At 44.5% G+C, this 26818-nt stretch carries 28 protein-coding genes; 25 read left to right on the top strand and 3 right to left on the bottom strand.

Translation table 11 applies throughout. The features are described 5' to 3' along the window. Positions 1–4: 4 nt before the first annotated feature. The 19 genes from pepT (at position 5) to FC51_RS07285 (ending at position 18476) form a co-directional block, all read left to right on the top strand. Positions 5–1291, top strand: coding sequence for a peptidase T (gene pepT, locus FC51_RS07370; protein ID WP_057909758.1), 1287 nt, complete (start codon positions 5–7; stop codon positions 1289–1291). A gap of 125 nt (positions 1292–1416) precedes the next feature. Next, positions 1417–1548 carry a hypothetical protein gene (locus FC51_RS12640; protein ID WP_257786595.1) on the top strand — a complete coding sequence of 44 codons (132 nt, stop codon included), beginning with the start codon at positions 1417–1419 and terminating at the stop codon, positions 1546–1548. A 367-nt stretch (positions 1549–1915) separates the two neighbouring features. Next, on the top strand, positions 1916–2653 hold the full coding sequence (gene rsmG, locus FC51_RS07365) for a 16S rRNA (guanine(527)-N(7))-methyltransferase RsmG (protein WP_057909757.1): 738 nt from the start codon (positions 1916–1918) through the stop codon (positions 2651–2653). A gap of 13 nt (positions 2654–2666) precedes the next feature. Continuing rightward, positions 2667–3434: a ParA family protein gene (locus FC51_RS07360; protein WP_057909756.1), complete on the top strand. Its 768-nt coding sequence runs from the start codon at positions 2667–2669 to the stop codon at positions 3432–3434. Continuing rightward, a complete protein-coding gene (locus FC51_RS07355; RefSeq protein WP_057909755.1) occupies positions 3424–4308 on the top strand; it encodes a ParB/RepB/Spo0J family partition protein in 885 nt (294 codons plus the stop codon). Before FC51_RS07360 ends, FC51_RS07355 begins: the two co-directional genes overlap by 11 nt. Positions 4309–4380: 72 nt before the next feature. Continuing rightward, a complete protein-coding gene (locus tag FC51_RS07350; protein WP_057909754.1) occupies positions 4381–4566 on the top strand; it encodes a DUF951 domain-containing protein in 186 nt (61 codons plus the stop codon). A gap of 23 nt (positions 4567–4589) precedes the next feature. After that, entirely contained in the window at positions 4590–5690 is a 1101-nt protein-coding gene (gene ychF, locus FC51_RS07345) for a redox-regulated ATPase YchF (RefSeq protein WP_057909753.1), read from the top strand. 27 nt (positions 5691–5717) lie between these two features. Next, complete coding sequence (locus FC51_RS07340) at positions 5718–6458, top strand: DUF1129 family protein (protein ID WP_057909752.1); 741 nt, start codon at positions 5718–5720, stop codon at positions 6456–6458. Positions 6459–6780: 322 nt separating this feature from the next. After that, positions 6781–7932, top strand: a complete 1152-nt coding sequence (guaB, locus tag FC51_RS07335; RefSeq protein WP_057909751.1) for an IMP dehydrogenase — start codon at positions 6781–6783, stop codon at positions 7930–7932. A gap of 300 nt (positions 7933–8232) precedes the next feature. Continuing rightward, positions 8233–8982 carry a matrixin family metalloprotease gene (locus FC51_RS07330; protein WP_057909750.1) on the top strand — a complete coding sequence of 250 codons (750 nt, stop codon included), beginning with the start codon at positions 8233–8235 and terminating at the stop codon, positions 8980–8982. Positions 8983–9090: 108 nt separating this feature from the next. Beyond that, a complete protein-coding gene (locus FC51_RS07325) occupies positions 9091–9864 on the top strand; it encodes an NUDIX hydrolase (RefSeq protein ID WP_057909749.1) in 774 nt (257 codons plus the stop codon). 113 nt (positions 9865–9977) lie between these two features. Further along, on the top strand, positions 9978–11411 hold the full coding sequence (locus FC51_RS07320) for a nicotinate phosphoribosyltransferase (protein WP_057909748.1): 1434 nt from the start codon (positions 9978–9980) through the stop codon (positions 11409–11411). Between the two features lie 182 nt (positions 11412–11593). Beyond that, complete coding sequence (locus FC51_RS07315) at positions 11594–13363, top strand: oleate hydratase (protein WP_057909747.1); 1770 nt, start codon at positions 11594–11596, stop codon at positions 13361–13363. 11 nt (positions 13364–13374) lie between these two features. Beyond that, positions 13375–13596, top strand: a complete 222-nt coding sequence (locus FC51_RS07310; RefSeq protein ID WP_057909746.1) for a hypothetical protein — start codon at positions 13375–13377, stop codon at positions 13594–13596. Positions 13597–14059: 463 nt separating this feature from the next. Beyond that, positions 14060–14749, top strand: a complete 690-nt coding sequence (gene croR, locus FC51_RS07305) for a response regulator transcription factor CroR (RefSeq protein WP_013727423.1) — start codon at positions 14060–14062, stop codon at positions 14747–14749. A 29-nt stretch (positions 14750–14778) separates the two neighbouring features. Beyond that, entirely contained in the window at positions 14779–15945 is a 1167-nt protein-coding gene (locus tag FC51_RS07300) for a sensor histidine kinase (RefSeq protein ID WP_057909745.1), read from the top strand. Between the two features lie 12 nt (positions 15946–15957). After that, positions 15958–17214: a D-alanyl-D-alanine carboxypeptidase family protein gene (locus FC51_RS07295; protein ID WP_057909744.1), complete on the top strand. Its 1257-nt coding sequence runs from the start codon at positions 15958–15960 to the stop codon at positions 17212–17214. A gap of 126 nt (positions 17215–17340) precedes the next feature. Continuing rightward, positions 17341–18132 carry an AzlC family ABC transporter permease gene (locus tag FC51_RS07290; RefSeq protein ID WP_057909743.1) on the top strand — a complete coding sequence of 264 codons (792 nt, stop codon included), beginning with the start codon at positions 17341–17343 and terminating at the stop codon, positions 18130–18132. A gap of 11 nt (positions 18133–18143) precedes the next feature. Beyond that, positions 18144–18476, top strand: a complete 333-nt coding sequence (locus FC51_RS07285; RefSeq protein ID WP_057909742.1) for an AzlD domain-containing protein — start codon at positions 18144–18146, stop codon at positions 18474–18476. Positions 18477–18989: 513 nt separating this feature from the next. On the opposite strand, the gene FC51_RS07280 is transcribed toward FC51_RS07285, so the two are convergent. After that, entirely contained in the window at positions 18990–19370 is a 381-nt protein-coding gene (locus FC51_RS07280) for a YueI family protein (protein WP_057909741.1), read from the bottom strand. Positions 19371–19566: 196 nt separating this feature from the next. On the opposite strand from FC51_RS07280, the gene FC51_RS07275 reads away from it, so the two are divergent. The 4 genes from FC51_RS07275 to yjeM all read left to right on the top strand — a co-directional run bounded on the left by FC51_RS07275 (position 19567) and on the right by yjeM (position 24182). Further along, positions 19567–20469: a hypothetical protein gene (locus tag FC51_RS07275; protein ID WP_057909740.1), complete on the top strand. Its 903-nt coding sequence runs from the start codon at positions 19567–19569 to the stop codon at positions 20467–20469. 186 nt (positions 20470–20655) lie between these two features. Next, entirely contained in the window at positions 20656–21648 is a 993-nt protein-coding gene (locus tag FC51_RS07270; protein WP_171031864.1) for an AI-2E family transporter, read from the top strand. 99 nt (positions 21649–21747) lie between these two features. Continuing rightward, positions 21748–22437, top strand: a complete 690-nt coding sequence (locus FC51_RS07265; RefSeq protein ID WP_057909738.1) for a 2,3-diphosphoglycerate-dependent phosphoglycerate mutase — start codon at positions 21748–21750, stop codon at positions 22435–22437. Positions 22438–22685: 248 nt separating this feature from the next. Continuing rightward, positions 22686–24182, top strand: a complete 1497-nt coding sequence (yjeM, locus tag FC51_RS07260) for a glutamate/gamma-aminobutyrate family transporter YjeM (RefSeq protein WP_057909737.1) — start codon at positions 22686–22688, stop codon at positions 24180–24182. Between the two features lie 169 nt (positions 24183–24351). Here the strand turns inward: yjeM and FC51_RS07255 are convergent, their stop codons facing one another. Further along, on the bottom strand, positions 24352–24969 hold the full coding sequence (locus FC51_RS07255) for a sugar O-acetyltransferase (RefSeq protein WP_057909736.1): 618 nt from the start codon (positions 24967–24969) through the stop codon (positions 24352–24354). Between the two features lie 149 nt (positions 24970–25118). On the opposite strand from FC51_RS07255, the gene FC51_RS07250 reads away from it, so the two are divergent. Further along, positions 25119–25769: an endonuclease III domain-containing protein gene (locus FC51_RS07250; protein ID WP_057909735.1), complete on the top strand. Its 651-nt coding sequence runs from the start codon at positions 25119–25121 to the stop codon at positions 25767–25769. An 88-nt stretch (positions 25770–25857) separates the two neighbouring features. Here the strand turns inward: FC51_RS07250 and FC51_RS07245 are convergent, their stop codons facing one another. Beyond that, a complete protein-coding gene (locus FC51_RS07245; protein ID WP_057909734.1) occupies positions 25858–26064 on the bottom strand; it encodes a cold-shock protein in 207 nt (68 codons plus the stop codon). 235 nt (positions 26065–26299) lie between these two features. Between FC51_RS07245 and FC51_RS07240 the strand changes: the two genes are divergently transcribed. Next, a complete protein-coding gene (locus tag FC51_RS07240; RefSeq protein ID WP_057909733.1) occupies positions 26300–26797 on the top strand; it encodes a DUF1440 domain-containing protein in 498 nt (165 codons plus the stop codon). Positions 26798–26818: the final 21 nt, after the last annotated feature.

Here is a 26818-nt window from a genome sequence, read left to right as displayed (position 1 = left end):
TAAATTGAGTAAAACAAGTGACTTTGACAGTAAATTGATCGAAACATTATTTATCAAATATGCAAAGGTGAACACAAGATCTGATGCGAACAGCCATACCGTGCCAACCACGGTTGGACAGGTCAAACTTGCAAAGACGATATTGAGTGATCTTCAAAATATTGGAATAGAAGATGCTGAATATGAACCTGAAAATTCATATGTCCTTGGCACATTGCCAAGCAATTCCGACAAGGATCTGAGCCCCATCGGGTTCATTGCTCATATGGATACAGCCGATTTTAATGCTGAAAATGTTAAACCACAAATCCATCAGGATTATGATGGTAGAGATATCGTGCTGAATAAAAAAGAGCACATTATTTTAAGCCCTAAGGAATTTCCGCTTTTAAAAAATTATGTTGGTCAGAGAGTGATTACAACTGATGGTACAACATTACTTGGGGCTGATGACAAGGCGGGAGTTGCTGCAATCTTCGGGGCACTCAACTACTTTCTTGAGCATCCAGAAGTGGAACACGGAGAAGTTAAAGTGGCATTTGGTCCAGACGAAGAAATCGGTAGGGGGGCCAAACGATTTCCCGCAGAAAAATTTGGAACTGAATTTGCCTATACACTAGATAATGGACAACCTGGACAAATTGAAGCTGAGACCTTCAACGCCTCTGAAGCCCAAATAGACATTAAGGGCACTGCAGTTCATCCTGGAAATGCTTTTGGCTTGATGGTCAATGCAGTAACACTTGCAAATGAAATTATCAGTGCTCTACCGAAGGATGAAGTGGCGGAAAAGAGTAGTGGTCATCAAGGCTTTATCTTAGTTACCGATATGAATGCGACAATTGCCAAAGCCCATATTAATTTAATTATTCGGGAGTTTGATACTCGTAAGTATCACGCAAACTTGGCTCTTCTTCAGAGGATTGTCGACGATATCAACTCACGGTTTGACTCGCCGAGAATTGTCTTACAAATCAACGAACAGTACCGAAATATTGGGGACACAATTAGAAAGTACCCATATATTGTCAATTTGGTCTTGGATGTTTATCGTCGACTCAATATTAAGCCAAATATCACACCATTTAGAGGTGGAACTGACGGAAATGCCATTACAGCCAAAGGAATTCCAACCCCTAATTTATTCAATGGTGGCGATAATTTTCATGGCCCATATGAGTATGTCAGCACCGAAGCAATGACATTAGCTGCTCAAGTTGTGACTGAAATTGTTAAGGAACATGTACGCCAATTTCGAAAGAGAGACGAGAAACCTATTAAGTTACATTGAACATTTTATTTAAGCAGCCGATATATGATATATATCAGCTGCTTTTTTATTGGGGTCAAAGTCAAATAATATTCGTTTACCAGTACCTATTAGGTGTATCATGAAGATTGAGGGAGGTTACTGAGATGCAAAACACTTCGAATGAGAATCAAACCCTTTATCAAGAATTGGTTAAGGAAAAACGAGCGGAAGAAAAGCAGTCAACAGTTCGGATCTATGGCATGATTTCGATGCTTTATATGTACCTTGGCGAATAGATTGTTGATTATATTGTGGTTGAATCATGATTAAAACTTTGGCTAGAATAAAATCAATCATCTATGCATATGCAAAAAAGCAATCAGACAATTCAGCTGGTTGCTTTTTTGCTGAGGAGTCGTCACGCAGCTTGATCTGACAACGGCATTTTTAACCGCACAGGATCATTGTGATCAACTTCAAATTAAAAATTCCGTTCATTTAATCAAATCCGTTCACCAGTATCCAGAGTGCCCTTAAACATGTTAAAATGAAAAATGTGTGTAGTGAATTAATGTCCGTGAATGCCTTGTCAGTCAAGCCATTTTAGGGTAAAGTATAATAAGACGTGAAACAGATTGTTTCACACATCAGGAGAAGTTAATCATGAACAACGATCAATTTAAAAACGCGCTTTTAGATCAAGGTATCGAAGTCTCGGATCAGCAGATGGATCAATTCGATGCCTATTTTAAGCTGTTAGTGGAAGTTAACGAGCACGTTAATTTAACCACGATAACAGAAAAGTCCGACGTGTATCTCAAACATTTCTATGATTCCATCACCCCGGCCTTTTTTGTTTCACAGATTAAAACTGCGCCGTTAACCATTTGTGATGTCGGTGCGGGCGCCGGATTTCCGTCGTTGCCGCTAAAAATCTTATTTCCACAGCTCAAAGTCACGATCGTTGATTCCTTAAACAAACGGATTAATTTCTTGCAACAGCTTGTCGAAAGACTGCAATTAACCGATGTTTCCTTATTTCATGCGCGCGCCGAAGAGTTTGGCGGCAAACGTTCCGAACACCGACAACAATACGATCTCGTAACCGCTCGGGCAGTCGCACGTCTGACTGTTTTGAGTGAACTGTGCCTGCCACTGGTCAAAGTCGGCGGCAAAATGGTCGCTTTAAAGGCAGCCAAAGCAGAAGATGAGTTAAAGGACGCAAAAAGTGCCATTCAACTACTAGGCGGACAAATTTCGGCCGATGATGAATTTGCACTGCCCATTTCTGAAGAGAAACGTCACATTATTGTGATTGATAAAGTCAAAGATACACCCAAAAAGTATCCGAGAAAGCCTGGAACACCAAGCAAAGAACCATTGGATCAAATCAAACGATAAGGGGGGATAACAGATGACATATGTAATCGCACTTGCCAATCAAAAGGGCGGTGTTGGCAAGACCACCACTGCCGTTAACCTGGGTGCAGGCATGGCCTCGTTGGGCAAGAAGATTCTCTTGGTCGATGCAGATGCGCAAGGTAACGCAACCAGTGGCGTCGGTGTGTCCAAAGCGGACATTAAAAAAGATATTTACGATGTTTTGGTCAACGAAGAACCGATTGCCGAAACCATCGTGCACACTGCCCATGATGGGTTGGACATTGTGCCGGCAACGATTCAACTGTCTGGCGCCGAGATCGAATTAACACCACAAATGGCCCGTGAGACCCGATTAAAGGCGGCCCTGGATGTCGTCAAAGATCAATACGATTTTGTCTTGATTGATTGTCCACCTTCGCTTGGTTTGATTACCATCAATGCTTTCACTGCCAGTAACTCAATCTTAATTCCGGTCCAAAGTGAGTACTATGCTTTGGAGGGGTTAAGCCAATTGTTAAATACCATTCAGTTGGTTAAGAAGCACTTCAATCCAAATTTGAAGATCGAAGGCGTGCTGTTAACGATGTTCGATGCCCGTACCAATTTGGGTGAACAGGTGAACACCGAAGTTCGTAAGTTCTTCAAAGATGAGGTTTATGACACAATTATTCCGCGGAACGTCCGCTTATCGGAAGCACCAAGTTATGGTCTGCCAATCATGGATTATGCCCCTAAGTCAAAGGGTGCCGAGAAGTATATGAATTTGGCGAAAGAGGTGCTGGCAAATCATGGCGAATAAGAAAAAATTAACCGGCCTTGGCAAGGGAATTGAAGCATTGTTTCAGGACAATAACGTTGATACCAGTAAGGAAGACGTGGTTGACTTAAAGGTCAGCTCCGTCAAGCCCAACCCGTATCAACCCCGGCATCGATTTGACCAAAAAGCACTGGAGGATTTAGCGCACTCAATTAAAAATTCCGGCGTCTTCCAGCCAATCATCGTTCGCCAGCCCGATCCAGAAGTACAGGCATTTGAACTGTTGACCGGTGAACGACGATTGCGAGCGTCAAAGATTGCCAAACAAGAAACCATCCCTGCCATCATTCGAAACGTAAACGAAGAACAGATGATGGAAATCGCTGTGATGGAAAATTTACAGCGTGAGGATTTGACCACTCTTGAAGAGGCTGAAGCATATAACATGCTGATGAGTCGCTTGGATTTAACTCAGGCGCAAGTTGCGGCCAGATTAGGCAAGAGTCGGCCATATATTGCAAATTATTTGCGGATCCTCGGCTTGCCAACCGAAGTTAAAAAGATGTTGGAAGACAAACAGTTGTCGATGGGTCAGGCCAGAACGCTGCTGTCCGTTAACAACAAGCAGGAATTAATCAAGCTGGCCCGTAAATCTGTCAAAGAATCGTTGACGGTGCGCCAGTTGGAAGAAGCGGCTGCCAAGATTAATGGGACCAAGTCGGCCAAAAAGAAGAAGACTCCGCGCAAGTCCCCATTTGTCAGGGCCTCTGAAGGCCAGCTTCAGGAGAAGTTCGGCACTCCGGTTTCGATCGTGAACTCTTCTCGCAAGAAGGGGAAGGGAAAGATTGAAATCGAGTATGCTTCAACCGATGATTTGAACCGAATCTTGGAAATGTTTGGCGTCGACTTGGATTAAGTCGCTGGCCCAAATTGATCCAACCGCTGCACGTTGTCTGTATAGCTGTTATATACAGAAAGGAGTCTTAACATGTATGAATTAAACGACCTCGTTGAAATGAAAAAGCCCCATCCATGCGGTACCAATCGCTGGCAGATTATCCGGATGGGCGCCGACATTAAGATCCAATGCACCGGCTGCGGCCACATCGTGATGATGCCCCGCCGTGAATTTGACCATAAATTAAAAAAGATACTTGAAAAAGCTGAAAAATAAATCAGAAAGAAGCGTTGTTTGTTATGTCTTTAACTGCAGGAATCGTTGGCTTGCCAAACGTTGGTAAATCAACATTATTTAACGCCATTACCAAGGCCGGAGCTGAAATGGCCAACTATCCGTTCGCCACGATTGATCCAAATGTTGGGATGGTTGAAGTTCCCGATAAGCGGCTCGACCGGATTCAAGAATTAATCCCAGCCAAAAAGGTGGTTCCAACGACCTTTGAATTTACCGACATTGCTGGAATCGTTAAGGGTGCCAGCAAGGGTGAGGGACTTGGAAACAAGTTCTTGGAAAATATCCGTCAAGTTGACGCGATTGTCCACGTTGTCCGGGCATTCGATGACGACAACATCACCACGGTTTCAGGGAAAGTGGATCCACTTGACGACATCGAAACAATCAACCTTGAATTGGGGATTGCTGACCTTGATTCGGTTAATAAGCGTCTGGGCAAGGTTCAACGAGCAGCTAAGGGCAATGACAAGGAAGCCAAAGCGGAATTGGCCGTGCTTGAAAAGATTAAGCCGGTCTTGGAAGACGGCGGTTCGGTTCGCCAAATTGAATTTACTGATGATGAGCAAAAAATCGTTAAAGGTCTATTCTTATTGACCAGCAAGCCGGTTCTTTACGTGGCCAACATTGCCGAAGACGATATGGCTGATCCCGAGAATTCAAAGTACTTCCCAGAAATCAAGGCTTTTGCCGAAAAAGAGGGTGCCGAAGCGATTGCGGTTGCTGCAGGCCCTGAAGAAGAAATCGCCCAGTTGGATGATGATGAAAAAGCGGAGTTTCTTGATGCCGAAGGTGTTAAGGAACCCGGCTTAAATCGGCTTATCCGCGCCTCATACAAGCTTTTGGGCCTGCAAACCTTCTTCACTGCAGGCGGTAAAGAAACACGTGCCTGGACCTTTAAAGAAGGAACTAAGGCACCACAAGCAGCTGGGATCATCCATTCAGACTTCGAACGTGGATTTATCCGTGCTGAAGTGATGGCATTTGATGACCTCGACCAACTAAAGACACCCGCTGCCGTTAAGGAAGCCGGTAAGCTGCGGCTTGAGGGAAAAGACTACGTCATGCAAGATGGCGATATTGTTGAGTTCAGATTTAACGTCTAATACGTTAATTTAAGAGGAGTGAAGCTAGTGAGTAGCAATGATGAAACGAAGCGCAACGCTAACGCAAAAGCGCGCGAAAAAAACGCTCAGGTGCATCAGGATCGGGATCATGCGGCCAAAATCGTCCATTCCCAATTTGATAACATTGGGCTAACCAAGCGAAATGCGGACTATATGTTTAAATTTAATCAGGCACTTGGGTCAACTAAGTTGTCGGCTGATAAAAAGAACGAGGCCGTTCAAACAATGGTCCAAGAGCTGCTGGAAGGGCAGAAGTCCGGCAAAACAGCGCGTAATATGTGGGGGACAGTTGATCAAAAGGTTGAAAATACAGTTCATCCACCTGCACGGCCGGCTGACCCTAAGCGGGACTACTGGAAGAATGCGGGCTATAACGCGATCTTATTTTTGACCATCTTCTTCTTGATGTATGGGATCATTTACTTCCTGCCAACCAAGGGTGGCGCACAGCCAATGATGGGCATAACTGGGATCTTTATTAGTGCTGCCGTCGCTGGACTGGGAATTCCGATTGTCACCATGATGTTTGCACCCAATATCCAACATCGCTACTCAATCTGGATTCGAATCATTCTGGTGATTTTATTCCTGGCAGTTTGGATGGGAATCTTTACAGTCTCATCAATTTTGCCACCAGTATTAAATCCGGTACTCAGCCCATACGTCTATATTGTTTTGGGCGTTCTTTCCGGAGTTGGTAGTTTTTACGTCAAGCGCCACTACAATATTACCGGTGGTGTCTTCTAAATTCACCTTAAGCATTGAATAATAAGGCTTTTCAAACGAAATGATGTTTGAAACGGCCTTATTTTTTTGATGATTTGCCAGCAAAACACGAACATTAATCTGATAACTTGAAATAAATTTGAGAAAGGACGAAAAAATATGAAGCACGTCCCTTTATTTATTCAAAAAGTTCGTGTATAATCAATACAATTTCATAAACAGTTTGTCGAACAGCTTTTCAATTTTTTATGAGAGACGCATTAGAATCCATCAAGATGCGTTGATTATTGAAAATGAAAATGATAAGTTATTAGGCAATCAACATTTAAAAGGAGCGAGATAGATGGTTAGTTGGGATGAAAAATTCGGTAAAAAAGGGTTAACGTTTGATGATGTGCTGTTAATTCCTGCAGCAAGTGATGTATTACCAAATGATGTGGATTTATCGGTACAATTGGCAGATAACTTGAAGTTGAATGTTCCTTTTCTAAGTGCCGGAATGGACACTGTTACCGAATCGAAGATGGCAATTGCTTTGGCAAAGCTTGGTGGACTTGGTGTTGTTCACAAGAACCTCAGCATTGAAGCACAAGCTGCCGAGGTTGCCAAAGTGAAGGCAGTTAAGAAGACTGCAGATACACCGAAAGCAGCCGTTGACAAAAACGGGGCATTATTGGTTGCTGCCGCCGTTGGTGTTTCAACCGATACGTTTGATCGGGCTTCCGCATTACTTGAAGCCGGAACCGATGCAATCGTGATCGATACTGCTCATGGCCATTCAGCAGGTGTTCTTCGAAAAATTGCTCAAATTCGTGACCACTATCCAGATACGACTCTGATCGCTGGAAACGTTGCAACTGCTGCTGGAACAGAAGCCTTATTCCAAGCAGGTGTTGATGTTGTTAAAGTTGGAATTGGACCTGGTTCAATCTGTACGACCCGGGTTGTTGCCGGCGTTGGGGTTCCTCAAATTACAGCCGTTTATGACGCTGCCAGCGTTGCCCGTAAATGGGGTAAGGCAATTATCGCAGACGGTGGGATTCAGTACTCAGGCGATATTGTGAAGGCTTTGGCTGCCGGTGGAACGGCCGTTATGCTGGGGAGCGTCTTCTCCGGTACTGATGAAGCCCCTGGTGAGGTATTTGAAGATCACGGTAAGAAATACAAGTCATACCGTGGTATGGGTAGTGTTGCCGCAATGGAACAACAACATGGTTCAGCCGACCGTTACTTCCAAGGCGGTGTCAGTGAGGCCAACAAGTTGGTTCCTGAAGGTATTGAAGGTGAGACCGAGTACAAGGGCAGCATCAATGACATTGTTTTCCAAATGGTCGGTGGCCTTCGTTCAGGAATGGGCTACACTGGATCTGCGACGGTTAAGGATCTCAACGACAGCGCGCAATTCGTTCAAATTACCAACGCCGGCTTGAGAGAATCCCATCCCCACGACGTTAATATCACTAAAGAAGCACCCAACTATAAACCAGAAGATTAATTGAGATATAAATGTGCAGGTTGATGACCATGAGGTGATCGACCTGTTTTTATTTTGAGAGTGCGACGAGCAACGGGTGATGCGATTTCTAAGAAGGATTTAAGCGAAGTCCCTGAACTTGGGGCTTCGCTTAAATTCTTCTTAGAAGTTAGCATCTGTTGCGTCGGAGCACATTTACTAGATAAACTGACATCACCCAAGAAACAAAGTCCGCCAGCCAAATAGTCGTCACGATAATACAAAAGTAATATAATATAGACGAAATTAGTCATTGAATGTCATTCTTCGGGAAGTGAGCCGATGTCTAAGTGGATGAAAAATTTAATGGTGGTCATCTTCGCACTTGTTTTCCTTGCAACTTGCGGGGATGTCTCTGCGTCTGCCAGTACGCCGATTACGCCTTATGGGTCGGCCCGATTTCAATCGAATACCGCGACCATTGACGTTTCAAAGGTACCGGCAAAGTATCGGTCGATTTGGCTAAGTGCGATTCAAGCTTGGAACCGGACCGGGGTGTTTACGTTTCAACTTGCCAATGGCACCGACGCACAAGTAACTGCCAAGGTGACGTCAGCGATTGGCGGCAGTTATACCGGAATGACTTATTTGACCGTCGATAATCAAGGATATATTGCCAAGGCCGAGTGTGACATTAACAATCAGACCTTAAAAAGTTTTCACTATGCCAATTTTGAATGGGTCAACGTGGCCGAGCATGAACTGGGACACGCAATTGGCTTAAATCATAACCCTGGAAGAGCGAGCGTGATGTATGCGGCAAACCGGTTTTACAGCATTCAAAAAGTTGATACGGTGGCTGTTCAGCGGTTATACGCCTCTTCACCGGACAGAATTTCAATTGGAAGTCGCCGAAAACGCATCTATGACCCGGTTCTTGATGTTAGAATTAAGCGTTCTTTTGATAAAAGCTTGGCCCTTGGTCCAACTGCCAGCCACGATTCAGAACACCTCAAGGGGCCCACAACTTTAATTGAAATTGCGATTCAAACCAACCGGATTTTGGCCATGATGGCCGACTTAAGTGAATAAGCCTAAAGTTTATTCATAAATTGGTTCTGGACGTGATTTTCTGGCATAATTAGGAGTATCATAATTTGTGAGTGCAGTCGCAAAGCACCACAGTGGGAGGCAGATACGTTGGCGATACAAACGATTCTCGAACGGCCGTTTATTACAATTACAAATTTAATCTGGAGCTTTGACCATACCACCAACCGGGTGAATATTTTGTTGGTTAAGCGCGACAATCATCCATTCAACGGGTACTGGGCGCTTCCGGAAACTTTTATGCGTGCTCAGGAAAGCGCCGAAGAAGCCGCCTTACGACTCGTCCGTGAAAAGATTGGCATGGATCTGTCCGGCAGCCATACCGAGCAATTGGCAACCTTTACCAATCCCCAACGGACACCCGGAGATCGGGCACTTTCTTTAGCTTACATGACATTTCTTCCGGAAAAGCCCCAACTCAAAGCCGGTTATGGGGCCTCTGATGCCCGTTGGTTTACAATGGGGTACACGGATACCACTTATTCATTTGAAAATGATCAGCGGCTTTTTAATACCACTCAGACGCCCGTTCAACGCGCATACTATGCGAACGTCACAGAAAATCAATCCGATCCGGATAAGCACCTGGCGTTTGATCACGAATGGATTCTCAAAGTTGCTTGTGATCGAATCCGCAATAAGCTGGATTATCAGCCAAATGTTCTGCTTATTTTGGGATCAAAATTCACTTTGAAGGATGCCCGTCGGGTTTACTCCCCGTTTTTGAAAACCCCGGTAGATGATATTGACAATTCGAATTTCAAAAAGAGTCACCAAGACTTGTTTACCGACCTCGGCACTTCGGAAGTCAAAGGACCTGGCCGGCCAGCACGGCTCTATAAATTAGCACATTTAATCGCTTAATTTCTTGAAATTTTGACCAAGTGGTTGTAACGTAGAATAAAAGTTTGCGTTACTTTTATTTTTAATAAATAAAAGTTAAGTCGACCTTAATTTTAGAAAGAGGACACTTTATTATGAATAATTTATCAATGTTAACGGACTTGTACGAATTTTCAATGGCAAATGGGTACCGCCAGACCATCAATGATGAACAGGGTGTTTTTGACATCTTCTTCAGAAAAGTGCCGGACAACGGTAGTTTTGTCATTACTGCGGGTTTGGAGCAGGCAATCAAGTCCCTGCAAAACTTTCACTTTGACCAAAGCGACGTTGACTACTTGCGATCTCTGAACTTGTTTCAGGATAATTTTTTGAATGACCTGTTGGATTTTAAATTCGATTGTCAAGTTTCCGCAATTCCGGAAGGGACACCCGTCTTTCCGCGGGAACCGCTTTTGACGATCCGAGGGCCGTTATTGCAGACTCAATTATTTGAAACCTTGCTGCTAAACATTTTGAACCACCAGTCGTTGATTGCCACTAAAGCCCGGAGGATTACCTACTCGGCTGGTGATCGGCCTGTAATGGAATTCGGTGCCAGACGGGCTCAGGGCCCAGATAGTGCCACATATGGCGCCCGGGCAGCCGTTATTGGTGGTTGCACGAGTACCTCAAATGTATTGGCAGCGGAAAAGTTTGGGATTCCGTCCGCTGGAACGATGGCCCACGCGTGGGTTGAATCATTTCCGGATGAATTGACCTCGTTTGAAAAATGGGCCCAGGTATACCCGGACAACGCGGCCTTGCTGGTTGATACTTACGATGTCTTAAAGTCCGGTGTCCCAAATGCCATCAAGGTATTCAAGGAACTCAAAGCAGCCGGTCATCAACCGGTTGGCATTCGAATCGACTCCGGAGATATTTCTCAACTTTCCAAAGCGGCCCGGAAGATGCTGGATGATGCCGGTCTACCTGAAGTGAAGATTACGGCTTCAAACGCTTTGGATGAGCACGTTGTCGCTTCACTGCTTCACGAAGGCGCACCACTGGATAACTTTGGAATTGGTGAAAAATTAATCACCAGTGCCTCATCACCTGTTTTGAGTGGCGTCTACAAACTGGCTGCGGTTATCAAGGACGGCCAGACGATTCCAAAGATCAAAGTCAGTGCCAGTCGTGAAAAGCTGACCCTGCCAGGGTTAAAGCAGGTTTATCGACTGTACTATCCAGGAACGCAAAACGCCTTTGCCGACGTGATTGCCTTGGCGGATGAGTCACTGGACCAACCAATTACGGTTGTGAAGGCTAATCCATTGGCAACGCAACGGGAACAGCGAATCGAAAAATTCGATGCCGTGCCACTTCAAGTTCAAGCCTTGGATGGTCCAAAGCTTCAGACAACGTTGCCCGGGGTATTTGATATTCAAAAGTACAGTCAGCAGATGTTGACACAAATCCCAGCAGCGACTAAGCGTTTGATCAATCCTGACGAGTTCCCGGTTTACGTCACGACTAAGCTGGCCGCACTTCAGGAAAGCTTGGTGGAGGATGCCGCTGAAAACGAATAATGGCTTTGTAAATTTAACTGGATCATTGATTGAAAATAAGTCAGCTTTGAGGGCATTTGACCTTCTAAAGCTGACTTATTTTCTTATAAATGGGCAAGCTACTGCAGACCCTCCCTGATAATTTGGGTTTATAATACCAATGTAAACGGTTACAGGGTGTATGCATAAAGGAGGGAGCATATATGTACTATTCAAACGGGAATTACGAAGCGTTTGCGAAGCCAAAGAAACCTGCCGGAGTGGACAACAAATCTGCTTATTTGATTGGCTCTGGATTGGCGTCCTTGGCAGCTGCCGTGTTTATGGTGCGGGATGCGCAAGTACCTGGGAAGAATATTCATGTATTGGAAGAACTGAGTCTGCCAGGTGGCAGTATGGACGGGATTTATGATACCAACCGTGGCTATATTGTCCGTGGCGGCCGGGAAATGGAATCGCATTTTGAGACTCTGTGGGATCTGTTTCGCTCGATCCCAAGCTTGGAAAATCCCGATATTTCTGTGCTCGACGAATTTTATTGGTTGAATAAAGATGATCCGAGCTTTTCTCATGCCCGCGCCATTGAAAAGCGTGGTCAACGGATTCCGACTGACGGCAAGTTCACGTTGTCGCGAAAGGCGATTGAAGAGATCACAAAGCTCGTTATGACCCCCGAAGACCAATTAGCCGATATGAAGATTAACGATGTGTTCACGGATGAATTTTTCAAATCCAATTTCTGGCTGGACTGGTCAACCATGTTTGCCTTCGAACCGTGGGCCAGTGCAATTGAGATGCGCCGTTACCTCATGCGATTTGTGCATCATGTGGCAACCTTGCCAAACATGTCGTCCTTAAAGTTCACTAAATATAATCAGTACGAATCACTCATCAAGCCACTAGTGAAGTATTTGGAAGATCGGGGCGTTAGTTTCCAGTTTGACACGACCGTCAATAACATCGTGGTTGACAGTTCTAATGGCCAAAAGGTCGCGACCAGCTTGGATATCGTTGAAAAAGGCGAGCCCAAGACAATTGAACTGAGTGAAGAAGATTATGTTTTCGTTACCAACGGGTCGATAACTGAAAGCACGACCTATGGCAGTAACGATGAGCCGGCGCCAAAGGAACATCCGGTTGGTGCTTCCTGGCAGCTTTGGGAAAATTTGGCCAAGCAGGATCCCGCATTTGGTCATCCCAAGAAGTTCTATCAGAACATTCCACCGGCTAACTGGGTGATTTCGGCTACGACGACCTTCACTGACAATCGAGTGGAGCCTTATATTCAACGAATTACCAAGAAAGCACCCCACAGTGGGCAGTTGATTACTAGTGGTCCGGTTTCGATTCGTGATTCAAATTGGCTGATGGGCTTTACGGTCAGTCGGCAGCCACACTTTGCCCAACAAAAGCCAGATGAATTAGTCGTTTGGACGTACGGATTATTCTCTGATTTGCCTGGTAATTACATTAAGAAGAAGATTGCGGACTGCACGGGCATTGAAATTTGTGAAGAGTTCTTGTATCACATTGGGGTTCCGGAAGATCAGATTGAATCTATCGCCAAAGATGCCAACACGGTTCCGGTACACATGCCTTACATCACCACTTACTTCATGCCAAGAAGAGCGGGCGACCGGCCGTTGGTTGTTCCTGAAGGCTCAAAGAACCTGGCGTTCATCGGTAACTTTTCGGAAACCAAGCGGGATACAGTGTTTACGACCGAGTATTCCGTCCGAACCGCAATGGAAGCTGTTTATCAGCTGTTCAACGTTGATAGGGGTGTTCCGGAGGTTTACGCGTCATCGTTTGACGTTCGATCAATTTTAAGCTCAATTTATTACTTGAATGACGAAAAATCGCTGATGGAATTACCGCTGACGGCTCCGGAAAAGATGGTTGTTCAAAAATTAATTGACCATGTAAGGGGCACTTATCTGGAAGAAATCTTGAAAGATCAAAAGCTGATCTAGGAGGCGTGATGATGAAAGTCCGAAGTGTATTAGGTGGCATTACTTTGTTTGGGTTAGGCGTTGCGGTTGGCATGCACGGAAGAGATATGTTGGCTGACACGCCTCACCATATCTACCATAGTCATGGCGGTCATGGCGGAAGTTCACGATTCAAACCCTTCGAAGACATTGACGACCTCCCTTTTGTGAGGGAAACCAAGACTGATGGTGAAGGATTAAAAAATGAATTTTAGTTTGTTTAATTGTTTGAAATAGAGTGATGAGGTCGGGCACGGTTGCTCGGCCTTTTTTGTTGGGGTGCTTGTTGGAAGGCTTGTGTTCTAAGATCCTCAAAATTGGGGGGCAAGGGGATACGTTTGTTATGTTCGATTGAGGGGCGATTCGGCTTCTAAAATAAGCTCCGACGCAACTGGTGCTAACTTCTAAGGATAAATGGACAAAAGCCCGAACCCAGGGCTTTTGTCCATTTATCCTTAGAAACCGCACCACCCGTTGCTCGTCGCTCTCTTAAGTCTTTTTTAAGCTTCCCCTGTTACCCTTGTAAACGTTGTGCAATCGCCTTACATTAGCATTTCAAGGATAGTTGTCGAATTAGTTAAAAAGTGTAGAATCAAACTTGAATGCTAATTGATAAGTTTGAGCGCATAACAATGTTAGAATAATAGTAAATAAATAGGATAATGAGGTTGATTAATGATGAAAATTTTAGTTGTCGACGATGATAAAGAAATTGCTCAACTGCTTGAAATTTATATTCGAAATGAAGGCTACGAGCCAGTTTCTGCTTACAGTGGTCAAGAAGCACTGACCCGTCTTCGGACTGAATCCGACATCGGTTTGATGATTCTTGACATTATGATGCCCGGCATGAACGGAATCGAGGTCGTCAAGGAAGTTCGAAAAGATTCTCAAATTCCGATCATCATCTTATCTGCTAAAACTGAAGACATGGACAAAATCCAGGGCTTGATCAGTGGTGCTGACGATTACGTTACCAAACCATTTAATCCGCTTGAAGTAATGGCCCGGGTTAAATCGCTTTTGCGACGAACCGAAGAACATGTGACCAACGATACCCCTGACGTGTTGGATATCGGACCACTCACCATTAACAAGGATTCTCACGAAGTTAAAACCATTACCGGCACGCCGATTCAACTGACGGCACTTGAATTTGGGATTCTGTATTTGTTGGCAAGTCATCCCAACCGGGTTTTCTCCGCCGACGAAATTTTTGAGCGGGTTTGGCGTCAGGAAAGTATTGTTTCTGCCAAAACTGTTATGGTCCACGTCAGTCATCTGCGGGATAAGATTGAAGAAGCAACCAACGGTGAAAAAGTCATTCAAACCGTTTGGGGTGTTGGTTACAAGATTGAATCACATTAATTTCAATTGTCATTAAGGGGGAACGCAACGTGAAGCTGACCGGCCGCGAAAAAACCGAACTCTTTTTGGAAGGGGTTGTGACAGTCATTTTACTGTTGCTGCTCAACCTTTCAATCATTGTTTTAATTAACCAATCTATTTCAACGAACCCCGGATTGCGGGATGGCATTTTTATCATCAAGCGCTCAATTATCATCGGGCCTGACCATCTTCACCTTTGGAGTTGGGAAAATATTTTTATCGTGTTGATGATCTTGTTTGATGCCGCTGTGGTTTACTGGCGGCTCATTAGGCGGTATCACCAAATGCAGTTGAGACATATCATCAGTGAACTGCACTATATCGCCAACGGTCATTTGAATCACCGAATTCCATTTAAATTGAAAGGCAATACGCAATCAGTTGTAGAAAGCATCAACGCGCTGGTTGACAGTGTTATTCAATCCATGGACGAGGAGCGGGCGATTGAAAGCTCCAAGGACGAGTTGATTACGAACGTCAGCCACGACCTGCGAACACCTCTGACGTCTATTTTGGGCTATCTTGGCCTGATTCGTGATAAACAGTACCATAGCCAAGAAGACCTGCTGAAATACGCGGATATCGCCTATCTCAAGGCCAAGCAAATGAAGTCACTGGTTGACAATTTGTTTGAGTATACAAAAGTTAAACAAACGGGCACGCCATTGTCGATCAGCAAGATTGACCTTAATCAGATGATGGAACAGCTTGTGGCCAGTTTTGAATTGGAAGCGGATAAAAGTGGCTTGGCCATTTCGGCTCAGGAAACTGATCAGCCGATGTATATTGAAGCTGATGCGGAAAAGCTTGGCCGGGTGTTCAATAACTTAATTTCAAATGCCATTAAATATGGCAAGGGTGGCCACCATATTTACCTCAGTTGTGCGACTGGGCAGCCGGGAGAAGTTGTGATTCACGTTGCCAATGACGGTCCGGAGATCCCGAAAAAATCTCTTAATCAGATTTTTGAGCGGTTTTACCGTGTTGAAAGTTCTCGGAATAAGGATACTGGTGGTTCTGGCCTTGGTTTGGCGATTGCGCAAAGTATCATTGACCTGCATGGCGGCTACATTAATGTCAGCTCGGATCAGGGACTTACAACATTCGCCATCCATTTGCCGGCTAAACACGGCGATCAGCTGAAAAATCCGATTCAAAAAGCCATTGCCCAATAAGAGGAGACCTTTATGAAGCAACGTTTACAATTATTAATAGCCTTAATGGGCTTTTTTTGCGTTCTGGGAGTAACCACCAATGCTGGAGCTCGCAGTCAACGACCAACGATTTACGCGAAGTCCGCAATTGCCATTGACGCAGATTCCGGCCAGATTTTGTATCAGAAAAACGCCAACAAGCCAATGGCCATTGCGTCGATTTCAAAATTAATGACGGTCTACATTGTCCATCAGCAAATTGCCCAGAAGAAGTTGGCTTGGAGCGACAAGGTCAAGATTACACCTGCATTGGCAAAGCTCAGTACGGCAGCCGAATTAACCAATGTTCCGTTAAAATCGGGACACTCGTATTCGGTGTGCCAGCTGGTCAATGCAACGTTGGTGGCATCCGCAAATGCGGCCGCGCTGGCATTGGGACAAAAGGTTGCCGGGACGCCAACAAAGTTTGCTGCCATGATGAACCGGACGGCTAGGAAGCTCGGAATTACGGATGGCCATTTTTATAATGCGTCGGGGTTGACGAACAAGCTCACCGGCCAGCTGGCCCTTAAAAACGTCAGCAAGAACGCTGAGAACTTACTCTCCGCAAGTGATGTCGCGTTGTTAGCCAAGCATCTGCTTCAGGATTTCCCGCGGGTGACGCAGATTACGGACCAATCGTCGGGGACGTTTTATGGGACTCAGATGACAGGGCACAATCAGCTGTTGGCGGACAAATCAATTGCCAAGGGCGTCAAAGTCGATGGTCTAAAGACCGGTACTTCTGATAAGGCTGGCGCGTGCTTTGTCGGCTCTGCCACTCAAAGTGGGAAACATCGCATCATCACAGTTGTTTTAGGCGCTCGCAACAAGGGTGCCTCTGATCCAGCCAGATTTATCCAGACGGCAAAGTTGATGCGCTCAGTCTACACAACGCAGCATCCCATTAAGTTGAAGGCCAATACAGCCATCAAGGGAGTGGGTAAGGCCAAGGTCCCTGACGGCAAACAAGAGACGGTTTTGCCGGTGACCAAGTCCACGCATTGGGTCTGGGTCAAAAATGGGGTTTCGCAAACTCAAATTAATGGTCATTACGTCAAAAAGCCGACCGATGTGCAGGCGCCAGTTAAGAAAAGCACTAAAGTGGGGTTGGTTCAACTAAGCGCTGGCAATAACCGATTGCAATATATCGAAAAATCCGGTGCTCAAATTGTCATGGTCGCTAACAAGTCGATAAAAAAAGCAAATCCGTTCGTTCTCTTATGGCGGGCGATCTTGCGACTTTTTTAATGATCCAATTGGACAATAGGTGTTTATTAATTTGTGAAAATCCCATATAATTGTACCTGAATTGTGTTTACATTATTTTTACACACATTTCCGGATGTGTGACAAGGTTTAAATGGAGGAATCCTTTTGGGAAAAGCGGTAGCAAAATCGAGGGCGAAGCTTCCATACTGGCGAAGAATACTAGATGCTTCTTTGCCTGTCGATTTAAGTTATATTCCGATTGGCCTGGCGTGTGGTATTTTACTACACGCTTCCGGCTTTAACGTTTGGACCACCCTTATGGTTTCCATAATGGTCTTTTCTGGGGGTGCCCAATTTTTGATTGCATCACTTCTTGCGACCAACGCGCCCATGCTTTCAGTAATCTTGATGATGTTTTTTCTAGAACTTCGTTACGCATTGCTGGGATCCAGTCTTTCGAAGTACCTGCATGGCGAGTCGCTTGGTTTCACAGCGCTGTTTGCGGCGTCGATGAACGATGAAAACTACGCTTTGAATTATTTGAAATTTTCGACTGATAAAAAGTTCACGCCACGAGAAGCGCTGCACGTTGAACACATGACACTGGTCTTTTGGACGATTAGTAATATCATCGGGAGTTTGATTGGTAGTGCGATTAATATTGACCTGACAATTGTTCATTTTGCCTTAACGGCGTTATTTATCTACATGATTGTCGTGCAGTTAAAGAATGGATTGATTATCGTCATCTGTATTTTGTCGGGATTTCTGGCCGCCTTTTTCATGGTCCTTACCAAATCAACGTTGGGGCTTGTACTATCAACGCTGGCTGCCTCATTTATTGGGTTTGCGGTGGAGGCAACCATTCGCAAGTTCAATCCAAAGAGCGGCTGGCTAAAGTCGATGAAGAACCCGGCTGGGTCACCCGAAGATGCTGAAGAAGACGTGAATGACTAGGAGCTATCTTTATGGAATGGAACACAACACAACATGTTTGGCTAATTTTAGGGTGTTTTTGCGTGGCGTTCGCACCACGTTTAATTCCGCTTATGTTTTTCCGTACCCGAAAAATTCCTGCCTGGTTTAATGAATGGATGCGGTATGTGCCGATATCGTTATTTACTGCGCTGGTCGTTAAAGACCTATTCATCTCACCCGTGTACACGGTGACAATTGTTAACCGGGCACCGGAATTGATCGCTGCAGTGATTGTCATCGCGATTGCCTACTGGACACGTTCAATGGCGCTTTCGGTGGTGCTGGGGTTGATAGCGGTATTCTTGTTGGCGCTGGTTGTTTGAGAGAACCGTCAAAGTTGCGTTACATATTTTTTAAAATTTAAAAGAGCCGAGGCAATTGAATGCCTTGGCTCTTTTGCGTTGGTTTGTAGGATAGTTGAGGCGAATGGTTCATCTAGCTGAAAAATGTGCTCCGACGACCGCAAATGACGTGCAGCGGTCTAGCCTACTTGGCGCGAACCTGACCCCCTAACGTGTAAAGCCTGAGTCTCGTCGCACTTTGGTTTGATGAGGATGCTTGTTTTGTGGTTTCTTCTTTCCGAGTTGAAATGTGCTCCGACGACCCTGACCCCAACATGTAAGGCCTGGGTCAACCCGGGTCTGGTTGCACTCTGGGTTGATACCATGTTTGTTCTGTGTTTTCTGTTACCTAGCCGAAATGTGCTCCGCGAACCAACTTCCTCCGCTTAATCCGATAACTAGCTTCGACGCAAGCCCAGCGTCAAAACTAGTTATCAAATTAATGCTCCGACGGCCATGAAATGCCTAGTAGTTACCCGGTTTGCTCCGCACTCTCTAAAACACAATCCTTCTCTTAATCTTCTCATGTGGGTTGGCCACCACCAAGCCGAAATCATCCGGCTTCAACGGTTGGTCGACCCTCATGCCATTTTGGACCAGGACCGTGAACTTGTAATTGTGTTCAATGGCGATGTCCATGAACGGGTCAATTAATTCCTGGTCCATTCGTCCGTTGATATACAACCGATATTCCGGGTAGTCGTTTAAAATCTTCCCTACCAGTTCGCCCACGTCCGGTCGTTGAATTTGGCCAATCGTCAGGGCCAGCGCAACCCGTTCCCTGAAGTTTCCCAGGAATGCGCGTTTTTCGTCCGGCTTAATCTGTGGGTTGCCGAACATGTGCTGCTTGATATACTCTTCTGAACTGTCCGCCATTTGTAAGCTCCTCTCAAAGTTAAATTCTTAGCTTTAGGATAACAAAAATTTGGTCTAAAGTCTGTATCCATCATTTGCTATAATAAATGTTAACCGTCATCTTTCCAAGTTATCTGCATTTGATTGCGTTCAGAAATGCCGTTTATGGAAAAATGTTATAATAAAAGCGAACAAATTTTATTAGGAGGGCTTCAATTTGAAAAAATGGATCTGGATTGTAATCGCCATTGTGATCGGTGCATCGGTTGGTGGTTACGCGTACGCCCGTCATAGCCAAAACGAGAACATTTACGCTCAGGCTATGAAGCGAGGCCGCCTTCAAATTTCGAATAAAAATTATACAGCTGCCGAAACATCGTTTACCAATGCCTTGAAACGTAAACCAAATGATGAACAGGCAAATAAAGTGTTGAACCAAACACAATCATTTATTGCGGCCAACGATCTGTTTAACTCGCGTAAATTTGGCCAGGCGAAGGGTGAATATCAATCAGTTGTTGACGTCAAAAAGGGCAGTGAGCTGCTGGCCGATCGCGCCAAACAGCAAATCACCAAGATTAAGGGGATTCAAAAGAACCTTGGCAATTACACCAAGATATACGACCAGGCGCTCGATCAAACGGGTGAGGGCAAGTACACAGAATCTAACAGTACTTTGGATAAGATTTTCTCTGACAAATCAATTCATCAGAAATACTACGCTGACATTTTGAAGAAGGCAGAAGATCTGCGGAATAAGAATAACGATGCGATTAGTGGTAATTCATCCAGCAGTTCGAATGATTTTGATTCGTCAAATTCTGACAGCAACACCAGCAATAATCCAAATGTGTCATCCAATAAGAGTGCCAGTCTGACCTCGGCAGAGAAGAAAGCTGCGGCGGCTTATAAGGGCTCAAATGAATATACAGTAACGCAAAAACAAAAGGATTTGAACGGCAAGCCGATCACCCAGGCACAAATCAATTCGGCTAGACAACAGATTAGCGCTGCCGGCGTTGACTCCAATGCCATGAGTGACCAAGATGTTCGCAATATCATCAAGGGCGCACATCAAAAAGGCGAAACAATTGGTCAATATGTCAAATCACGGTATTAATACGATTACACAAGTCTCAGGGGCGAGCAACCTCTGAGATTTTATTATCAAAGGTAATAATGCTTGTGGGGAAACGCTTTCGAAGTGTAAAATTAAATTAATTAAGCACCAAACAAGGGGGTTGGGTATTTGTCACTTTGGACGAGATTCATCAATAACGTTGCACTAAGAAGATTCACAGTCCTGATGGTGATTATTTTTGTGATTTACGTGATGCGCAGTATGATCAGCACGGTCTTATTAACGTTTATTTTCTGTTTGTTGGTCGTCAAATTGACCAATGCGATTCGTCGGCATATTAAAATTCCCGCCGGCGTGATTGTGACGGTTCTTTATGCGTTGGTCATCCTAGGCCTGTATTTTGCGATTACCAAGTACATTCCAAAAGTTGCCGAACAAACGATTCGAACGACGACAGACATTATCAATTTCTATTCAAACCCAAAAAATTTGCCTGATGACACAACCTTGGCATGGGTCAACGAGTTCATCAAGCAAAGCAATATTATGGCCCAAATGAAAAATGGGGTGTCATTGGTTTGGAGATACGTCACCGGAGTTGGGACCATGGGGATCACCCTTTTCTTATCGATGATCTTGAGCTTTTTCTTCTCGATTGAGCAACGAACGATGACACGATTTTCAAGATTATTTTTAGAAAGTGATTTTGGCTGGTTCTTCCAAGACCTTTACTTCTTTGGTAAAAAGTTTGTCGCAACCTTCGGGGTGGTTATTGAAGCTCAATTCTTCATCGCAATCTGCAACACTGTTTTAACAACGATCGTGATGGCGTTCATGCATCTGCCACAACTTGCGGCATTGGCACTGTTGGTGTTCATTTTGAGCTTGATTCCAGTCGCCGGTGTGATTATCTCGTTCATTCCACTGTCACTGATTGGCTACTCAGTGGGTGGCTTCAACGATGTCTTTTATTTGTTAATCACGATTATCATTGTTCATGCCTTTGAGGCTTATGTGCTCAACCCCAACTTTATGGCGTCAAAGACCAATCTACCGATTTTTTACACCTTTGTGGTGTTGCTGATCGGCGAACATTTCTTTGGCATTTGGGGCCTGATCTGTGGGGTGCCGATCTTTACATTCTTCCTTGACATTTTGGGGGTCAAGAAGCATGACAGCACGTCTGGTAAGCTTCCCGACAAGCAGGGCGAACCATAGAAAACGGATTCACTTTATAAAAGTTTCACAATTAGGCTGAAAAATTTTTCCGTTTGGTGTAAAATCAATCTGATAGAGATAAAGAAAGAGGTAATTATATTGGCAAAACTTGTTTTAATTCGTCATGGTCAAAGTGAATGGAATTTATCTAACCAATTTACTGGTTGGGTTGATGTTGATTTGAGCGAAGAAGGCGTTAAGCAAGCCATCAACGCTGGTAAGCTGATCAAACAAGCCGGCATCGAATTCGACTTTGCGTTCACTTCTGTATTGACTCGTGCAATCAAGACTCTGCATTATGCTTTGGAATACTCAGACCAACTTTGGATTCCAGAAATCAAATCATGGCGTTTGAACGAACGTCATTATGGCGCTTTGCAAGGCCACAACAAGAAGAAAGCCGCTGAAAAGTACGGTGACGAACAGGTTCATATCTGGCGTCGTTCATACGATGTTTTGCCACCACTTTTGAAGGCTGATGACGAAGGTTCTGCTGCTCACGACCGTCGTTATGCCAACCTTGATCCACACATCATCCCTGGTGGTGAAAACCTTAAAGTGACTCTCGAACGAGTTATGCCATTCTGGGAAGATCAAATTGCACCTAAGTTGCTTGACGGCAAGAACGTGGTTATCGCCGCTCATGGTAATTCATTGCGTGCCCTTTCCAAGTATATCGAAAACATTTCTGACGAAGACATTATCAACCTTGAAATGGCGACTGGCGAACCAGTTGTCTATGACTTTGATGACAAGTTGAATGTTTTGAGCAAGACTAAATTGAACTAAATTGAATCATTCAAAGAAAGCCCAATTACCAGTTGTTTCTGGCAATTGGGTTTTTATTATGGGTGGCGAAGCATTTGTCAGCTTTAGTTTTTCAAGAAGGCAAATTAGAACTAATTTTAATGGAGATCTAACATAGGCAGTGATTATTGTTGGTCAATTTTAATATTTGAATGCTATTCTTTAGTTTGTTTTTGAGCAAGTGAAAGCGTTACATATTTTTAAAATACTAAAATTGGGGAATCTATATTATGTCGAAGAAAAAAATCACCTTAGTGGGTTTGATCTTAATGATTTTTACCACGATTTATGGTTTTGCAAATACCACTGTTGCCTATGAGCAAATGGGTTACGCCAGTATTATTTGGTACGTGTTAGCTGCTATTTTATTCTTATTACCAACTGCAATGATGTTTGCGGAATATGGTTCAACTTTCAAAGATGCCCATGGGGGGATTTATTCCTGGCTGGCCGGTTCAATTGGCGAAGAGTGGGCCTTTATTGGGACGTTTATCTGGCTGTCATCATGGATTATCTGGATGATGTCGACGGCCTCCAAAGTTTGGATTCCGTTTGCGACAACCCTGTTTGGTCATGATACGACTCAGACCTGGAGCTTCTTTGGGCTGAGTTCAACCAAGACAATTGGGTTATTAGCGATTTTTTGGATCATCACGGTTACCTGGTTTGCAGTTCGCGGAATGGATTCAATTTCGAAGATTTCTTCAGTTGGTGGGATTTTTGTCTCCTTACTGACGGTTATCTTTGCGATCGCCAGTATCACAATTCTCATTTTAAACGGAGGTCATTTGGCACAGCCCGTAACTGGGATGCATAGCTTCATTCAGTCACCCAATCCTGATTTTCAGTCGCCAATTGCACTTGTTTCGTTCATGGTTTACGCTGTGTTCGCATACGCTGGAACTGAAACCCTTGGTGGTGTGACTGATAACATGGAGCAGCCCGAGAAGACATTTCCAAGAGGATTGATTATTTCAACGCTGGTCATCACTGTGATGTACTCGCTGTCAATCTTTCTTTGGGGAATTACGGCTAATTGGCACTCGGTTCTTGGCAATGGTCACGTTAACCTGGGGAATATTACCTATGTATTGATGGCCAATTTAGGCGTTGTTTTAGGCCAGAGCCTGCACCTGTCTGCGGCCACCAGCACGATTTTGGGGACTAGTTTTGCCCGGTTTGCCGGTTTAAGTATGTTTATGGCTTACATGGGGTCATTCTTTGTTTTGATTTATTCACCCCTCAAGTCATTTATCATGGGTTCGAACCCTAAATTCTGGCCGGAAAAGATGACCAAATTGAATAAAAAGGGAATGCCGGGATTCGCGATGTGGACGCAAGCCGTTATCGTGGCGGTCCTGATTTTCTTTGTGACTTTTGGTGGTTCAAGTGCCAAACAGTTCTATGTCATTTTGACCAACATGGGAAATATTTCCACTTCATTCCCATACATTTTCTTGGTGGCAGCCTTCCCATTCTTCAAACGCAAGAAGGGATTGGAGCGCCCCTTTGAAATTTATACCAAACAATGGATGACTGATACGATTTCAATCATTGTCTTGATTGTGCTAATTGGCGGTATTGGCTTTACGGCGATCGAACCAATTCTTCAGCACGATTACGTCAACGCCTTCTGGACGATTATCGGACCAATCTTCTTCGGCTTGGTTGCTTGGGCGTTCTTGACTTATCAGTCGCACAAGTTGAAAAAACAAGCAAATAAATAGAAATAAAAAATGTGGTTGGAGTTTGTCTGGCTGTTTTATATTATTTACCTCATACATGCAACAATCGGCTAACTCCAAAATTTAAGCCCAGCAATCATTCTATAACGAAGAAATGATTGCTGGGCTTAAATTCTGTAAATAAAATACTGTTTGTCCTACTTTTTGATAATTAAAACAACTCTGTTTTCAAATGAATATCGTCGGCATCCGTTATTGGCCGAACAACGCGACAAGGGTTCCCGACCGCCAAAGAGTTGGCAGGGATGTCTCGAGTGACCACGCTGCCTGCACCAATCACACAACCATCGCCAATCGTAACGCCGCCGATGACGACGACGTTGCTGGCGATCCAGCAGTTGTTGCCGATATTGATGGGCTTGGCATACTCATCGTCGTATTCGTCACCATTTGGCCGCCTTTTGATGTTTCGATCTTGGTATCTCAAAGGATGCATCGGCGTTGCCAGCGTCACGTTGGGGCCAAACATCACGTTATTGCCAATCGTGACCGGACAGTCGTCTAGGACAGACAGGTTGGCATTGCCATAGAAATGGTCACCAATCGTCGTGTAAATGCCGTAATCAAAGAATACAGGTCCTTGAAGGTAAATGTCTTTGGCTGCCTTAGGAAGCATTTCAGCAATGATTTTGGCCTGTTTATCGGTATCTTCATCAAATGTATCATTATATAGTTTAGATAACCGGTGAGCTTTGTGTTGTTGTGCCGCCAGTAATGGATCGGTTGGGTCATAAATTTTTCCGGCCAGCATTTTTTCCTGTTCAGTCATAAAATCCTCCTATAAATAATAATAACTTTAGTATACTGTATCGGAAATGGTAGCGCTACCAGGCAGGGGGAGGTGATGCGGACACAATTCCTTGGCTATTAGTAAGCCATTGGTATAATAAAAGAGTACGTAAAAAGGAGGTCCGGTACATGATTAATCCGATTCCACTCTATCAAGAAATGTACCGCCAAATGGGGCCGCAATATTGGTGGCCCGCCGATTCCAAGATGGAAATTGTGATTGGGGCAATTCTGGTTCAAAATACCAATTGGAACAATGTCGATATGGCACTGACTAATTTGAGGGATGAGACTGATTTAGATATTAAACAGATTCTAAAGCTATCAGTTGAACGGTTGCAGTCGTTGATTCGCCCCAGCGGCTTTTATGTCAACAAGAGTCGTAGTTTACGGGCGGTTTTAGCTTGGTTCGACCAATTTGACTGCGATTTTGACAAAATGAGTGCCGAGTACGGAAATGGTCTGAGAAAAACGATGTTGGCGCTGCCAGGGGTTGGCGAAGAAACGGCCGATTCACTTCTGGTGTATGTTTTTGATCGGCCGGCGTTTATCGCGGACAAGTATACCCGGACGTTATTTACATATATGGGATTTAGAGGCCTGAAGACGTATTCCAAGCTGCAGAAACGCATTATCCTGCCGGAATCGTTCACGTATCAGGATGCCCAGGAGTTTCACGGGTTGCTGGATGAGTTCGGGAAAAAGTATTTGAAGGATAAGCAGCAGTTTAAGGACAGTTTCCTGGGAGACTTTGACAAAAAGCTGTTAACGATAAACTAAAAAGTGCGTCCCAGCTATTCGTTGGGACGCACTTTTTATCCAAAAATAAAAGACCCTCACAGGAGTCCTTATTTATTTTTTGATTTAATTAGTCGGTAACAACTGAAACGTTAGCAGCTTGTGGGCCACGATCGCTGTCTTCAACGTCAAGGGTAACATGTTGGCCCTCTTCAAGGGTCTTGTAACCGTCAGCATTAATAGCTGAGAAGTGAACAAATACGTCCTTGCCGTCTTCTAAAGTGATAAAACCGTAACCTTTGTCTCCATTAAACCATTTAACAGTACCTTGTTCCATAAGAATGAAACCTCCGTTGCGCTTAGCGCGATAAATTTTGCATTTGAAACTTGAAAAGTAAGGAGTCATTCTTATTAGAACGATGGACCTTGTTTCGAAGCTAAATACATTATCTATACTTTAACAGGTAAGTTCGAAAATTGCAAATGGATGCATCGAATTTCTTTTTATACGTGAACTGGCGGTTGTTGGATTATAATGGAATCAACGATAGTGCCGAAAGGGGATCATCAATATGAGCAAATCAGTTAATTGGAAAGCCGCCTTGATTGCCGGGGGCGTCGCAGGGGTTATTTCAGGCTTAGTCAAGTTGGGCTGGGAAAATGTGCTGCCACCACGGACACCTGAGCGCAATAAAACCAATCCACCTCAGCGGTTACTCGAACAAGCGGGTATTCCTGCCAATGTGACTCACGCCACCTACACATACTCCGGAGAACAGTTGCCGTGGGTCAGCTATATCATCCATTTTGGCTTCTCGACGTCGTTTGCGATGTTTTACAGCTTGGCAGGTCACTATGTGCCGGTCATTAAGTTGGCGGATGGTACGCTGTTTGGTCTCGGTGTTTGGGGCGCCTTTCATTTGGGCATCATGCCTGCAATGGGAACGGTCCCTTCTGCCAAGAATCAACCAGCAGAAGAACATGTTTCAGAGGCGTTGGGCCACGTGATCTGGATGTGGACAAACGACTTGGTTGCCGATGAAGTTTATAACAAATTAACGAAAAAATAAGATCGTAAAAAGGTCATCCGA

The sequence above is a fragment of the Lentilactobacillus parabuchneri DSM 5707 = NBRC 107865 genome, assembly GCF_001435315.1.
GTDB classification, from domain to species: domain Bacteria; phylum Bacillota; class Bacilli; order Lactobacillales; family Lactobacillaceae; genus Lentilactobacillus; species Lentilactobacillus parabuchneri.
The sequence above is the reverse complement of the archived record's forward strand: the minus strand, read 5'-3'. Positions and strand labels throughout refer to the sequence as shown.